The organism is Ruegeria sp. YTSC325 (genome assembly GCF_059609525.1).
Genome location: NZ_JBXWLY010000006.1, coordinates 53,048 through 66,574 on the forward strand (window position 1 = coordinate 53,048; position 13,527 = coordinate 66,574).

Genomic DNA, 13,527 nt, shown 5'->3' on the forward strand with positions numbered 1-13,527 from the left:
CGGGCCCAACGGGAGGAGAGGTCTTGCAAAAGACCGCGACGACGGGCGGGAGGGCACTGCCCCCTTGTGCCGCACGGGCGCTGTCCGTATCTAGGCGACAAACCGATTAGCAGGAGAAAACGTAATGCTTAAAGGACTCGGCGGTCTGGGCGATATGGCCAAGATGATGAAATCCGCGCAGGATCTGCAGACCAAGATGACCGACATGCAGGAAGAACTGAACAATCTGATGGTTGTCGGCGAATCCGGTGCTGGACTGGTCAAAGCCACTGCCACCGCCAAGGGCGAACTCAAAGGTCTGGACATCGACCCCTCGATCTTCAACGGCGACGACAAAGAGGTCGTCGAAGACCTGATCCTCGCCGCTATCAAGGACGCGCAGACCAAAGCCGCCGAACGCGCGCAGGCCGAGATGGCCAAGCTGACCGAAAGCATGGGTTTGCCCGCAGACATCAAGCTGCCGTTCTGATAGACACTCCTGACGGTCCAAAGGCCGGGCACCCTGCCCGGCCCCTGTGCAGGGGTACGCGCGTTGAGTTCGAACAGCGACATCGACAATCTGATCGACCTGATGGCCAAACTGCCGGGGCTTGGGCCCCGCTCGGCCCGTCGCGCGGTGCTGCACCTGATCCGCAAACGTGCGCTGCTGCTGACACCCCTGTCGGACGCCATGCAGCAGGTCGCCATCACCGCCCGCGAATGCTTGAACTGCGGCAACGTGGGCACCACGGACATCTGTGACATCTGCAACGCCGAGGCCCGCGCCACCGGAGAGCTGTGCGTAGTAGAAGACGTCGCCGACCTCTGGGCGATGGAACGCGCAGGCGTGTTCAAAGGCCGCTATCACGTGCTGGGTGGGACACTCTCGGCACTGGACGGCGTCGGCCCGGACGAACTGCGCATCCCGCGCCTCAAAGATCGAGTCACTGCAGAAGGGATCACCGAGGTCATCCTCGCCCTGAACGCCACCGTCGATGGCCAGACCACAGCCCATTACATCGCCGACCAGCTAGACGGTCAGGTGCGCCTGACCTCACTCGCTCAGGGTGTGCCGATTGGTGGCGAGTTGGATTATCTGGATGACGGAACGATCACGGCAGCGCTGCGGGCGCGCAAGGAGATCTAGCGAACGATATCAGGCCTAAATTGCAGGTTAAGAGGTCAGGACAGCTCGCGCCTCGACAGGAAAACATCGGCCCATCTGCGGTCTGTACCGGATAGATAATGCATGCATTGTTCCGCGTCTGTCCGCTGCAGTCTTTTGTTCCTGCTACCCATGATATAAACAAAGTCAAACGCCTTCAGGACCGCGGCAAAGGCCTGGGCGTCGAATTCAGGCTTTGGTATCCGCCACCCTTCGAACACCGCCAAATCAACGCGCTGCCAGAATCCGAGTGGAAGTTCGCTCATCAGCACCTCATCCAAACCTTGGGTATCAGATTTCCAAATCAACCGTCGCTTTCGGGCCTCATCCCCCATGCAATCGTCAAGCAACTGCTCCGATATCTTGCGGATCGGGGCTTTGATCACGTGATGGTTTCTGCCCGCTACTGCATTCTCATTGAACGAAAAATTTCCTCCGTTCACATCGTCAGTAAAAAAGGTCAACTCACCATCTGTCGTTCCCAGACCGAAGCTATGGACCGTCGCAGTTGGCATCCCGCCGATATTTCGCTCAAGATGCTCGACATTGTCCGGGCTGGGTTCGAAACAGGAAGCGGAATGCACGTTCTGGTAGTTGAGCAGCACCTGCCGCGTATAGAGCCCGACATTCGCCCCTATATCAATAAGATGGTAAGAGGCTGCATCGCAAACCTGACCAATAAAGCGTGTTTCGTTGAAATTCCACTCGTACTGCTGCGCGACATGAGGAAAGATCGAGCCATCGGTCAGAAGCGAGATCTCGTCCCCCCGCTCAAACGTTCCACGAAGAGGGCTTTCCTCGGATAGCCGCATTTGCACCGAGGTGCAGGTACGTCGAAGAAAACGTATCTGTTGACGGTTCATCATGTGATCCTGAATAGTGAAAACATCTAATCTCGAACAACGGCCACCACCGGCATTACCCGATCGCGCACAAAATGGAACAATTGCGCCTGCTTCTCAAGATTTGATAGAAACGTTCGGCACATTTGGCGCTTTAGATGCGCCGGACTTTGGTATCAACTCGATTCCGAATGCGAGCGTCCGTTATTCGACATATTTCAGGAGCTTAACCAATGCCTCGTCTTCTTGCTCTTTTGTTAACGGCAGTCACAACAACAACAGCGTTTGCACAAGACCTTATCGACAAGGGTTTCGTCGAGGGTTGGAACATCATGATGGACCCTGCGCTTGGGAATGGGTGCCTGATCCAGACGATTTATCAGGATCTCTCGGTCGTGCGTATCGGGTATGACGCGTTGGACAAACGCGGTTATTTCGCCGTCTACAACAAGGCCTGGGGCGAGATCGAACAGGGCGAGAGCTATCCGATCCGTTTTGAACTGGATGGCAAAAGCTACGATGGCACCGCAATCGGATTCAACGAACGCGATGTGCCCGGTGCAACGGTGTTTTTCACTGACCCCAAATTCGTTGATGCGATTGCACAGAACAAGACCTTGACCATCTACAACACGCAAGGTGAAACCGTGATGGCCATTGATCTGAAAGGCACCGCCAAGGCGTTGGGCTATGCGCGGGAGTGCCAGAACCGCGAGCTTTAACGAATCGGATCGAACAGAGCATCCTTGGCCGTGCAGTCGCGGATCACATCTCGGCCGCATGGCACCGGTTTCAGGTCGCGCGACAGGCAAAGGCGTACCTCTTCGATATAGCCCTGTTTGCAGGTGACGGTGATCATGTCGCGCTCTAGCGCAGGGTTTTCCTTTAGAAACGCCTCTTCCACCACCGAGGCGGGCAGTTTGACCGCCCCGTCCAGCTTGCGGAACACAGGCGGGCGGGTGACGCCCTCATAGGCCGCGCGCGACAAAGCGTAGTAGTCCGCTGCAGACAGGCCCGAACAGGTTCCGTGCTTCTTCCACTGGTGCCACGCCAGCCCAGAGGTGCCTTGAATATCCGCCATCTCGCGCGTCATCGCGCGCGACGGCGGCGCCTTGACCGTCGGGCAATAAGACGGCCAGCCTTGATGATATTGCGGCCAAAGCCCGTGCAGGATCCACCCATGATCATGCCGCGCATCGCATTGATCCGAGCCGCGCGCATCACCTTCGCGGGCACACCAGTTGGGCGACCAGCTCAGCGACAGGACGTAATAGTCGAAAACGCCCGCCTTCTCTCCATCGGCCAGTGCGACCAACCCGCTGAACGCCCACATGACCAGCGCTAGAATCCCGTGACGCATTCGCCTCTTCCCTTCTTGCCTTTGCGCGACTATATAGGCCCGAAGTTCCCCGACAACGGAAACCTGCCCCAAGATCACGGGGCCGCCGAATTCCGGCGACGGGACAGATGTATTTACAGGAGACGGGCTGATGGCAAAACCGCTTATGGCCAAAGCAACCGCCGTTTGGCTGGTGGACAACACCACGATCAGCTTCAAGCAGATCGCGGATTTCGTAGGAATGCACGAGCTTGAGGTGCAGGGCATCGCAGACGGCGACGTGGCCGCCGGTGTCAAAGGGTTCGACCCCATCGCCAACAACCAGCTGACCCAGGAAGAAATCGACTCGGCGCAGAACAACCCGCTGCACAAGCTGAAGCTCAAGTTCAACGCCGCTGCGGCAGGCGAGGAAAAGCGCCGTGGCCCGCGCTATACCCCTCTGTCCAAGCGTCAGGACCGTCCGAACTCGATCCTGTGGCTGGTCAAATTCCACCCGGAACTCAGCGACGGCCAGATCGCCAAGCTGGTCGGCACCACCAAGCCCACCATCCAGTCGATCCGTGAGCGTACCCATTGGAACATCGCCAACATGCAGCCAATCGACCCGGTTGCGCTGGGCCTGTGCAAACAGTCCGAGCTGGACGCGATTGTCCAAAAAGCCGCCGCGAAGAAGGCCGCCGAAGGTGGCGTCATGAGCGATGATGAGCGCCGCAAGCTAGTCTCGACCGAGCAGTCGCTGGAAATGGACGCCGCACCGAAAATCCCGACGGCCATCGAGGGGCTCGAAACCTTCTCGCTGTCCGATGATCCGGTCGAGGAAAAAGACGATGAGCCGGTCATCGACGCCGATAGCTTCTTCAACCTGCCCAAAGGTGGCGGCGACGAGGAAGAAGACGAAGATCCGCGCTTCTGATACTTAATCAGCCCTGGTCCGAAAGGGCCGGGGCTTTTTTGCACGAGATACCTATGCTGAATGCTTTGTCCTCTGTTTTCGGCCCGCACCGTGCGGTGTCGATCTATGCGTTTCTGAAAACATGGGGCCTGCTGATGGTGGCGATCGTCGGCACAGTCTCGGTCGCGGCAGCGCTGCTGGTACTCAACGATGATGGCGCGCATGAACACGACTCGTACCTGACGGTTGCGGTTCTGACGGCGACCCCATTGAACGGGGACTTGAAACACGGCGTTATCGCGTCGGTTAAGCTGCCCGACGGGTCCACCATCTCGATCGACGAATCCAAGGAACACGTGGCGCGCACCGTCGGCGATACGGCCTGCGTCGAAAAACGCGTTTACGTCAATAGCGGGGAAGCAAGGTACCGCTTCAAAATGCCGAGCCTCTGCGAGGCCAACCAATAAGCAAAACCGCCCGGAGGCATCTCCGGGCGGTTTTTCCTTTAGATCATCTGGAAGACGATCCCTGAGATGATCGCGCCAGTAATCCCCAATCCAAGATAGGTCGCAAAGACCCGTGGCTTGACCAGCGACCATACGGCAGCCATCGCCGGGATCGAGCTGACCGCGCCTGCGATCATGAACGACATGGCAGCGCCTGCGCTCATGCCCTGCTCGGTCAGACCCGCTAGCAACGGCGGTGCGACGTAAGAGTTCAGATAGGCAGGCATTCCGACCAGCGCCGCGATGACAATCGGCACGACGCCTTCGCCCCCAACCACACGCGCGATCAGGTCGGCGGGCACATAGCTGACCAGAAGCGCCTCGAGCACATAGGCCAAAGCCAGCCATTTCAGCAGGAACATCCCGTTCTGGACAAACTCAGCCCGGAACCGCGTGCGGCGTTCCGGTTCCTGCCAAAATTTCCAGACCGGCTTGTCGTCCTGTTTCGGACCACAGCCGCAGCACCCGGCGGGTTTGTAAACACGCAGAGGCTCGGCGAACGCTCCGCCACGCATCAGCGCGCGCACCACGAAGCCTCCGAACAGGCCCAAAGCAACGGCGGCGACGGCCTTGCCTATGGCAAACGGCCAACCCAGCGCGCCCGCCGTGATCAGCAGGGTCGGCGGGTCGATCAGCGGTGAGCTCAACCAAAACGCCATCACCGCCGACAAAGGCGCGCCCAGCGCCAGCAGACCGGCGATGAAGGGGATCACCTCGCATGAACAGAACGGGGCAAGGCCACCGAACAGGGCGGCGAGGAAAATCATCCGCGTCTCGCGCCCCTCAAAGGCACGGGCGACCATGACCTCGGCACCGGTGGCCTTGAGGTAGGATAGGAGCAGAACTGCGAGCAGAATATACTGCCCGGTATGCGCCAGCGCTTTGCCCGCGAAGATTACCACCTCACCCCAGTTGCCGGGGTCCAGAACGGCAACCGCGATCAGAATAGCCACGATCACTGCCCAGGGCGTTTTGATCAACTCCAGCGCAGCTTTGGCTTGGACCTTCGGGTTTTGCGTTAACTCAGCCATCGTTTGCGGCCTTTCCGACTTCGTCGGCGCAGCACTCGGACAGAATGAACTGCGCCAAAGCGCGCAGCTCGTCATAGCTGGCGCGGTTGATGGTGGTGCGACCGATCTTTTCCTGCTGCACGACCCCTCCGGCGGCTAGAAATCGCAGGTGATGGGCAAGAGTAGAGGGCGCAATTCCGGTGCGTTCCTGAATCTCTCCAACCGTCAGCCCGGCCTGACCGGCGCGGACCAGCGTTTTGAGAACCTTCAACCGGGCCTCGGACCCCATGGCCGAAAATCCTGCTGCTGCAGTTTCCCACATATCGCAACTCCATTAAACTAGATTTCTAGTTATTTAGATTAATGTCGCGCACCCGTCAACGACAAAACGCGTAAGTCCAGATTGCTCACCGCATAAGTCCACCCTATAAGACTTGAATGGGCATCTCAGTCGACACCTTCTTTCTGGAACTAAACGGTCAGGGCACGTTGCAGGCGCAGATCCAGCAAATGATTGCCGAAGGCATCCTGTCGGGTCGTTTTCATGTGGGCGAGAAGCTGCCCTCGTCCCGCAAACTGGCGGCCCATCTGGGCGTCAGCCGGATCACGGTGACACTGGCCTATACGGAACTGCTGGCCAATGACTATCTGACCGCCAAGGGCCGGTCGGGGTATTACGTGTCGGAAAACGCGCCAGTGCCCCCGAAATACACGCCCACCCCGCGCGGCGACGAGACGGTTGACTGGACCACGGCACTGGCCCGCCGATTCTCGGACGGGGACACCCTGACCAAGCCTGCTGACTGGCGCGACTACCGCTACCCGTTCATCTACGGTCAGGCCGACCGGTCGCTGTTCGATCATGCCAACTGGCGCCTGTGCGCAGTTAGGGCGCTGGGCCACAAGGATTTCGATTCTCTGACCGGCGATTACGTGGATCAGGATGACCCGCTGCTGGTCGAATTCATCGCCCGCCACACCCTGCCCCGCCGCGGCATCGCCGCCCGCCCCGAAGAGATTTTGATCACCATGGGCGCGCAGAACGCGCTTTGGCTGGCCTCTCGCATTCTGTTGCACCACAACCGAACCGCGGTGATCGAAGACCCATGTTATTACGCCCTGCGCGATCTTCTGAACCATTCCGATTGCAAAGTGGCCCCGGTCGCAGTGGATCGCGATGGCTTGCCACCCGAGGCGCTGCCCGATCAGACCGATGTGATCTTTACCACCCCCAGCCACCAAAGCCCCACTACAGCCACCATGCCCGTGGACCGGCGCACCACCCTGCTGGCCCGCGCCCGCGAATTGGACGCCATGGTGGTCGAGGATGACTATGAGTTCGAAATGGCCTTTCTGGGTGCGCCCTCGCCCGCGCTCAAATCGATGGACCGGGATGGGCGGGTGATCTATGTGGGCAGTTTCTCCAAATCGCTGTTCCCCGGCCTGCGCCTTGGCTACATGGTCGGGTCCGAGCCGTTCATCCGCGAGGCCCGCGCCCTGCGGTCGCTGGTTCTGCGCCACCCGCCGGGGCATATCCAGCGCACGGCGGCCTATTTCCTGTCCCTTGGCCATTATGACGCGCAGATCCGGCGGATGTCCAAAGCGCTGGCCCAACGGCGCGCGGCGCTGGATCAGGCCGTTGAACAGCACGGCCTGACCGTGGCCGGGCGCGGCGTGCTGGGCGGCTCATCCATCTGGATGTCGGCACCGGATCATGTGGACACGGCCCGGCTAGCACAGGAACTACAGGGTCAGAGCGTTCATATCGAGCCCGGCGCTCCGTTCTTTTCCAGCCCTGACCGGCCGCAGAATTTCTACCGTCTGGGATATTCCTCGATCGCGCCGGATCGCATCAATCCGGGCATAAAACGCATCGCCGAGGCAATCCGCGCCTGTTAGCGCAACACTGGACCTATTCCGCCGCGCATTCTGGCCCTAACGCCGCCCCGCGCCATCCGTCAAAACCGTATCTAAAGGCAGGGCAAGAGCCCCGGCCATTCCACATATGCGCGGAGATCACTCAGATGAAAATGACCACGGAAGAGGCCTTTGTTAAGGTTCTGCAAATGCACGGGATCGAACATGCGTTCGGGATCATTGGCTCGGCCATGATGCCGATCTCGGATTTGTTTCCCAAGGCGGGGATCATGTTCTGGGACTGCGCGCACGAGGGCAGCGCCGGCATGATGGCCGACGGCTATACCCGCGCAACCGGCAAGATGTCGATGATGATCGCGCAGAACGGCCCCGGTATCACCAACTTTGTCACCGCCGTCAAAACCGCCTATTGGAACCACACCCCGCTGCTGCTGGTCACGCCGCAGGCCGCAAACAAGACCATCGGTCAGGGTGGTTTCCAGGAAGTCGAGCAGATGAAACTGTTCGAAGACATGGTCGCCTATCAGGAAGAGGTCCGCGATCCGACCCGCGTGTGCGAGGTTCTGAACCGCGTGATCATGCAGGCCAAACGCGCCAGCGCTCCTGCGCAGCTGAACATCCCGCGCGATATGTGGACCCAGGTCATCGACGTAGACCTGCCCGCGATTGTGGAATTCGAGCGTCCCTCGGGCGGCGAAAGCGCCGTAGCGCAGGCGGCCGAGCTGCTGTCGAACGCCAAGAATCCAGTAATCCTGAACGGTGCGGGCGTGGTTCTGTCCGAAGGCGGCATCGAAGCGTCGAAAGACCTGGCCGAGCGCCTGGATGCGCCGGTATGTGTCGGCTACCAGCACAATGACGCCTTCCCCGGCTCGCACCCTCTGTTTGCTGGCCCGCTGGGCTATAACGGCTCAAAGGCGGGGATGGAGCTGATCAGCGAGGCCGATGTGGTTCTGTGCCTCGGCACCCGTCTGAACCCGTTCTCGACCCTGCCGGGCTACGGCATGGAATACTGGCCTGCGGATGCCAAGATCATTCAGGTCGACATCAACCCGGATCGGATCGGCCTGACCAAAAAGGTCTCGGTTGGCATCATCGGCGACGCGGCCAAGGTGGCCAATGGCATTCTAGCAAATCTCGGCGATACAGCTGGCGACGCCGGTCGCGATGAGCGAAAGGCGAAAATCGCTCAGAAGAAATCCGCTTGGGCGCAGCAACTGTCCAGCATGGACCACGAGGATGACGATCCGGGCACCACATGGAACCAGCGCGCCCGCGCGGCCAAGCCCGACTGGATGAGCCCCCGCATGGCGTGGCGCGCGATCCAGTCCGCCCTGCCGAAAGAGGCGATCATCTCGTCCGATATCGGCAACAACTGCGCCATCGGCAACGCTTATCCTTCCTTCGAGGATGGCCGCAAATATCTGGCCCCGGGCCTGTTCGGCCCCTGCGGCTATGGCCTGCCGTCGATCATGGGTGCCAAGATCGGCTGCCCGGATGTGCCGGTTGTGGGCTTTGCTGGTGACGGTGCATTTGGCATCGCCGTGAACGAACTGACCGCCATTGGGCGCGAAGAATGGCCCGCGATTACGCAGATCGTCTTCCGCAACTATCAGTGGGGGGCGGAGAAACGGAACTCGACCCTGTGGTTCGACGACAACTTTGTGGGCACCGAGCTGGACACCAAGGTCTCTTACGCCGGTATCGCGCAGGCCTGCGGCCTGAAAGGCGTGGTGGCACGCACCATGGACGAGCTGACAGCAGCCCTGAATCAGGCCATCGAGGACCAGAAGAACGGCATCACTACCCTGATCGAAGCCATGATCAATCAGGAACTGGGCGAGCCCTTCCGCCGCGACGCGATGAAGAAACCGGTGGCCGTTGCAGGCGTCACCGCCGATGACATGACCCCGCAGGCCGGGGCGTAATCCGCGTGAAGCCTCTGCGCGCCATTCTCGGGACAGCAAGCGCGTCGGACAAGATCATCGCCCTGTCCGAGGGCGACGATCCCCGCGTTGTCGAAGGGGCCGTCAAGGCCGTGAAAGAGAGTGTTGCGCGGATCATACTGATCGGAGACAGGGCCGAGGTTTCGGCCCTTCTCAACGCACATGAGGGATATGACCCGGATTGGATCGACATTCATGACCCGGCCACCTCTGACCTGACGCCCGGCCTTGCGCAGGCCCTGTATGAGCGGCGCAAGCACAAGGGCCTGACGCTGGATGAGGCGCGCCAGCAGATTACTAACCGCCTGACCTATGCTGCCATGCTGGTGCAACAGGACATCGCCGACGGCACGGTCGGCGGCGCGGTCGAGACCACGTCGGACACTGTGCGCGCCGCGTTGCAGATCATTGGGACCGCACCCGAGGCGGCGATGGTGTCCAGCTTCTTCCTGATGCTGTTTTGTCAGGACCATCACGACGTCAAAGGCGCCCGCATCTTCGCCGATTGCGGTTTGGTCGTGGACCCCAACGCGCAAGAGATGGCGGAAATCGCCCGTGCCTCGGCCGATTCCTACACGACCCTGACCGGCGATACGGCGCGCGTAGCGATGCTGTCCTTCTCCACCTCGGGCAGCGCAGAACATCCCAAAGTGTCCAAAGTCGTCGAGGCCACACAGATCGCACGCGCCAAGGACCCAACCCTGCTGATCGACGGAGAGCTGCAATTCGACGCCGCCTTCGTTCCCGAAGTCGCCGCCACCAAGGCCACAGAGTCGCCGCTCAAGGGTGAGGCAAATGTCTTTGTCTTCCCCAGCCTGAATGCTGGGAACCTCGGCTATAAAATCGCCCAGCGAATCGGCGGCGTCGAGGCGATCGGCCCTGTACTACAGGGGCTGGCGAAACCCGCAAACGACCTGTCGCGCGGCTGTTCGTCCGAAGACATCCTGCACATGATCGCCGTCACCGCCGTTCAGGCGCAACACAATGATGCCGGGACATAAGTCGTCCTAAGACGTGACAACGAAAAAATTATTCCGATTTTTCTCAAAACGTGGGAATGATCGGGTCGCAAGCTGAAAAGGGGGCGCATTTGAGCCAGCCAGTGATCGACACCTCGCCCAAGGTTTCCGACGAGGTCCGCAAGACCACCTGCTACATGTGCGCCTGCCGCTGCGGCATCAATGTCCACATGAAGGACGGCAAGGTTGCCTATATTGAAGGCAACCGCGACCACCCTGTGAACAAGGGCGTTCTGTGCGCAAAAGGCAGCGCCGGGATCATGCAGGTCAACGCGCCCTCACGCCTGCGCAAACCGCTGCGCCGAGTTGGCCCACGCGGATCGGGCGAATTCCGCGAGATCGAGTGGGACGAGGCGATCAGCACCGCCGTCGGCTGGCTGAACGAGCTGCACGAAACCGCCCCGCAGAAACTGGCCTTTTTCACCGGACGAGATCAAAGCCAGAGCTTCACCAGCTTCTGGGCGCAGAATTTCGGCACGCCCAACTATGCAGCCCATGGCGGGTTCTGCTCGGTCAACATGGCGGCGGGCGGAATCTATACGATGGGCGGCGCGTTCTGGGAGTTCGGCCAGCCCGACTGGGACCACACCAAGCTGTTCATGCTGTTCGGCGTGGCCGAGGACCACGACAGCAACCCGATCAAGATGGGCATCGGCAAGATCAAGGCACGCGGCGCGCGGGTGATCGGGGTGAACCCGATCCGCTCGGGCTATAACGCGGTGGCCGACGATTGGGTCGGGATCACGCCCGGCACCGACGGTCTGTTCATCCTGTCGCTGATTCATGTGCTGATGAAAGCGGGCAAGATCGACCTCGACTATCTCAGCCGCTACACCAATGCACCGGTTCTGGTGAACGCCGCCGACGGTCCGGATAAGGGCCTGTTCCTGCGCGACGCCGACGGCAAGCCTCTGGTCATCGACCGCGTGACGGGCGAGGCCACCGCCTTCGATAAACCCGGTGTCCGCCCGGACCTGTCGGCCACCTATGACAAAGACGGCGTCATCCACCGCCCGGTCTTTCATCTGATGGCCGAGAAATACCTGTCGGACGACCACGCCCCCGAAAACGTCGCTGACCGTTGCGGCATCCCTGCCCAACGCATCCGCGCCATCGCGGCCGAGATCGCCCGCGTCGCCTTTGACGAGGCCATCGAGCTGGATCACGAATGGACCGACTTCCGGGGCGAAAAACACTCCAAAATGACCGGCCGCCCTGTCAGCTTCCACGCCATGCGCGGGATTTCGGCCCATGCCAACGGCTTCCAAACCTGCCGCGCCCTGCACGTGCTGCAAATTCTTCTGGGTACGGTCGAAGTCCCCGGAGGCTTCCGCTTCAAGCCGCCCTACCCCAAACCGGTCGAGGCGCACCCCACCCCGCACGGTGACCGCCGCCCCGGTCGCCCACTGGAAGGCCCGCATCTGGGCTTCCCGCGCGGCCCCGAAGACCTGCTGCTGGACGAAAACGGAACGGCCCAGCGCATCGACAAAGCGTTCACGTGGGAAAACCCGATGTCGGCCCATGGGCTGATGCATATGGTGATCTCAAACGCCGCTGCCGGTGATCCCTACAAAATCGACACGCTGTTCATGTATATGGCGAACATGTCGTGGAACTCCTCCATGAACACCAAGGGGGTGATGGAGATGCTGTCGGCCAAAACCGAAGACGGCAAATATGTCATCCCCAAGATCATCTACTCGGATGCCTATTCCTCGGAAATGGTCGCCTATGCCGACCTGATCTTGCCCGACACCACCTATCTGGAACGGCACGACTGTATCTCGCTGCTGGACCGCCCGATCTGCGAGGCCGACGCCGCAGCCGACGCCATCCGCTGGCCCGTGGTGGAACCCGACCGCGATGTGCGCGGGTTCCAGTCGGTTCTGATCGAACTGGCAAACCGCATGAGCCTCCCGGGCTTCACAAACGAAGACGGCACGCCCAAATGGAAAGACTACGCCGACTACATCGTCAACCACGAACGCAAGCCCGGCATCGGACCACTGGCCGGGTTCCGGGGCGAGGATGGCGATAAAGAAGGGCGCGGAGCGGTCAATCCAGACCAGCTGACCCGCTATATAGACAATGGCGGCTTCTATGTGGCCCACATCCCCGAAGGCGCAGATTACTACAAACCGTGGAACACAGCCTATCAGGACTGGGCCGTCAGCATGGGCCTCTATGACAGCCCGCAACCCTATCTTTTCCAGCTCTATTCTGAACCGATGCGCAAATTCCAGCTGGCCGCTGAAGGGCATGGGGACCGCCAGCCCCCCGAGCACCTGCGCAAACGCCTCAAGGACACGATGGACCCGCTGCCCATCTGGTACGAAACCGACCAGCAGGGTAACGAAGGATTCACCGTCAACGCCCTGACGCAACGCCCCATGGCGATGTATCACAGCTGGGGCACCCAAAACGCATGGCTACGTCAGCTGCACGGTCGCAACCCGCTCTACGTGCCCACGAAACTGATGCGTGAACACAGGCTGGAAGACGGCGATTGGGCCAAAGTCACCTCGCCCCACGGTGAGATCACTGTGCCGGTGATGGAGATGGCCGCGCTCAACGACAACACCGTCTGGACGTGGAATGCAATCGGCAAACGGAAAGGTGCCTGGGCCTTGCAGGAAGACGCGCCCGAGGCGACCAAGGGCTTCTTGCTGAACCACCTCATTCACGAACTCCTCCCCCCCAAAGGTGATGGCATGCGCTGGGCCAATTCAGACCCGATCACGGGGCAAGCTGCATGGTTCGACCTCAAGGTCAAACTCGAAAAAGCCGCCCCGCCCTCGGACGCCCAAAGTCAGCCGGAATTCGATCCTATCCAGTCCCCCGTCGGCACTGGCCCCAAGGACCTGGCATGGAAGGTGGGCAAATGACCCTATCCGCTCTTCATCTGGCCCAAAATACCTCGGGGAGCGCGAGGGGCTGGCCCCTCGCTCCTGTCT

Annotated in this window: 13 protein-coding genes; 9 read left to right on the forward strand and 4 right to left on the reverse strand. The window is 60.5% G+C overall.

All coding sequences use genetic code 11. The features are described from left to right. Positions 1 to 124: 124 nt before the first annotated feature. Entirely contained in the window at positions 125 to 469 is a 345-nt protein-coding gene (locus AC2FF7_RS10545; protein ID WP_170355334.1) for a YbaB/EbfC family nucleoid-associated protein, read from the forward strand. Between the two features lie 63 nt (positions 470 to 532). After that, positions 533 to 1,126 (forward strand): recombination mediator RecR, encoded by a 594-nt coding sequence (recR, locus tag AC2FF7_RS10550; RefSeq protein WP_496849405.1) that lies wholly within the window; start codon positions 533 to 535, stop codon positions 1,124 to 1,126. A 35-nt stretch (positions 1,127 to 1,161) separates the two neighbouring features. On the opposite strand, the gene AC2FF7_RS10555 is transcribed toward recR, so the two are convergent. Next, a complete protein-coding gene (locus tag AC2FF7_RS10555) occupies positions 1,162 to 2,007 on the reverse strand; it encodes an FkbM family methyltransferase (RefSeq protein WP_496849407.1) in 846 nt (281 codons plus the stop codon). A 212-nt stretch (positions 2,008 to 2,219) separates the two neighbouring features. Between AC2FF7_RS10555 and AC2FF7_RS10560 the strand changes: the two genes are divergently transcribed. After that, positions 2,220 to 2,708: a hypothetical protein gene (locus AC2FF7_RS10560; RefSeq protein WP_480866412.1), complete on the forward strand. Its 489-nt coding sequence runs from the start codon at positions 2,220 to 2,222 to the stop codon at positions 2,706 to 2,708. On the opposite strand, the gene AC2FF7_RS10565 is transcribed toward AC2FF7_RS10560, so the two are convergent. Continuing rightward, complete coding sequence (locus tag AC2FF7_RS10565) at positions 2,705 to 3,346, reverse strand: ribonuclease T2 family protein (protein ID WP_170754489.1); 642 nt, start codon at positions 3,344 to 3,346, stop codon at positions 2,705 to 2,707. The genes AC2FF7_RS10560 and AC2FF7_RS10565 overlap by 4 nt on opposite strands. Positions 3,347 to 3,476: 130 nt before the next feature. On the opposite strand from AC2FF7_RS10565, the gene AC2FF7_RS10570 reads away from it, so the two are divergent. Together AC2FF7_RS10570 and AC2FF7_RS10575 are read left to right on the forward strand one after the other, a co-directional pair. Next, positions 3,477 to 4,238 carry a DUF1013 domain-containing protein gene (locus AC2FF7_RS10570; RefSeq protein WP_170724540.1) on the forward strand — a complete coding sequence of 254 codons (762 nt, stop codon included), beginning with the start codon at positions 3,477 to 3,479 and terminating at the stop codon, positions 4,236 to 4,238. Positions 4,239 to 4,291: 53 nt separating this feature from the next. Beyond that, a complete protein-coding gene (locus AC2FF7_RS10575; protein WP_480866414.1) occupies positions 4,292 to 4,684 on the forward strand; it encodes a hypothetical protein in 393 nt (130 codons plus the stop codon). Between the two features lie 38 nt (positions 4,685 to 4,722). Here AC2FF7_RS10575 and AC2FF7_RS10580 read toward each other — a convergent pair whose 3' ends face one another. Both AC2FF7_RS10580 and AC2FF7_RS10585 read right to left on the reverse strand, forming a co-directional pair. After that, on the reverse strand, positions 4,723 to 5,754 hold the full coding sequence (locus AC2FF7_RS10580; protein WP_480866416.1) for a permease: 1,032 nt from the start codon (positions 5,752 to 5,754) through the stop codon (positions 4,723 to 4,725). Next, positions 5,747 to 6,055 carry an ArsR/SmtB family transcription factor gene (locus AC2FF7_RS10585; protein ID WP_170355342.1) on the reverse strand — a complete coding sequence of 103 codons (309 nt, stop codon included), beginning with the start codon at positions 6,053 to 6,055 and terminating at the stop codon, positions 5,747 to 5,749. The genes AC2FF7_RS10580 and AC2FF7_RS10585 overlap by 8 nt, the downstream gene beginning before the upstream one ends. A gap of 116 nt (positions 6,056 to 6,171) precedes the next feature. Here AC2FF7_RS10585 and pdxR point away from each other — a divergent pair, with 116 nt between their 5' ends. From pdxR to AC2FF7_RS10605, 4 genes are all read left to right on the forward strand, one after another. Further along, complete coding sequence (gene pdxR / locus AC2FF7_RS10590; RefSeq protein ID WP_496905616.1) at positions 6,172 to 7,632, forward strand: MocR-like pyridoxine biosynthesis transcription factor PdxR; 1,461 nt, start codon at positions 6,172 to 6,174, stop codon at positions 7,630 to 7,632. A gap of 125 nt (positions 7,633 to 7,757) precedes the next feature. Beyond that, entirely contained in the window at positions 7,758 to 9,536 is a 1,779-nt protein-coding gene (xsc, locus tag AC2FF7_RS10595; protein WP_480866420.1) for a sulfoacetaldehyde acetyltransferase, read from the forward strand. Between the two features lie 5 nt (positions 9,537 to 9,541). Further along, a complete protein-coding gene (gene pta, locus AC2FF7_RS10600) occupies positions 9,542 to 10,555 on the forward strand; it encodes a phosphate acetyltransferase (RefSeq protein ID WP_480866422.1) in 1,014 nt (337 codons plus the stop codon). Positions 10,556 to 10,611: 56 nt separating this feature from the next. Next, on the forward strand, positions 10,612 to 13,458 hold the full coding sequence (locus AC2FF7_RS10605) for a molybdopterin oxidoreductase family protein (protein ID WP_496905617.1): 2,847 nt from the start codon (positions 10,612 to 10,614) through the stop codon (positions 13,456 to 13,458). The last annotated feature ends 69 nt before the right edge of the window (positions 13,459 to 13,527 follow it).

Coding starts and splice junctions, on each gene's coding strand:
- AC2FF7_RS10545 (WP_170355334.1), top strand. CDS start 125: ATGCTTAAAGGACTCGGCGGTCTGGGCGATATGGCCAAGATGATGAAA.
- AC2FF7_RS10555 (WP_496849407.1), bottom strand. CDS start 2,007: ATGAACCGTCAACAGATACGTTTTCTTCGACGTACCTGCACCTCGGTG.
- AC2FF7_RS10560 (WP_480866412.1), top strand. CDS start 2,220: ATGCCTCGTCTTCTTGCTCTTTTGTTAACGGCAGTCACAACAACAACA.
- AC2FF7_RS10565 (WP_170754489.1), bottom strand. CDS start 3,346: ATGCGTCACGGGATTCTAGCGCTGGTCATGTGGGCGTTCAGCGGGTTG.
- AC2FF7_RS10570 (WP_170724540.1), top strand. CDS start 3,477: ATGGCAAAACCGCTTATGGCCAAAGCAACCGCCGTTTGGCTGGTGGAC.
- AC2FF7_RS10575 (WP_480866414.1), top strand. CDS start 4,292: ATGCTGAATGCTTTGTCCTCTGTTTTCGGCCCGCACCGTGCGGTGTCG.
- AC2FF7_RS10580 (WP_480866416.1), bottom strand. CDS start 5,754: ATGGCTGAGTTAACGCAAAACCCGAAGGTCCAAGCCAAAGCTGCGCTG.
- AC2FF7_RS10585 (WP_170355342.1), bottom strand. CDS start 6,055: ATGTGGGAAACTGCAGCAGCAGGATTTTCGGCCATGGGGTCCGAGGCC.
- pdxR (WP_496905616.1), top strand. CDS start 6,172: ATGGGCATCTCAGTCGACACCTTCTTTCTGGAACTAAACGGTCAGGGC.
- xsc (WP_480866420.1), top strand. CDS start 7,758: ATGAAAATGACCACGGAAGAGGCCTTTGTTAAGGTTCTGCAAATGCAC.
- AC2FF7_RS10605 (WP_496905617.1), top strand. CDS start 10,612: ATGATCGGGTCGCAAGCTGAAAAGGGGGCGCATTTGAGCCAGCCAGTG.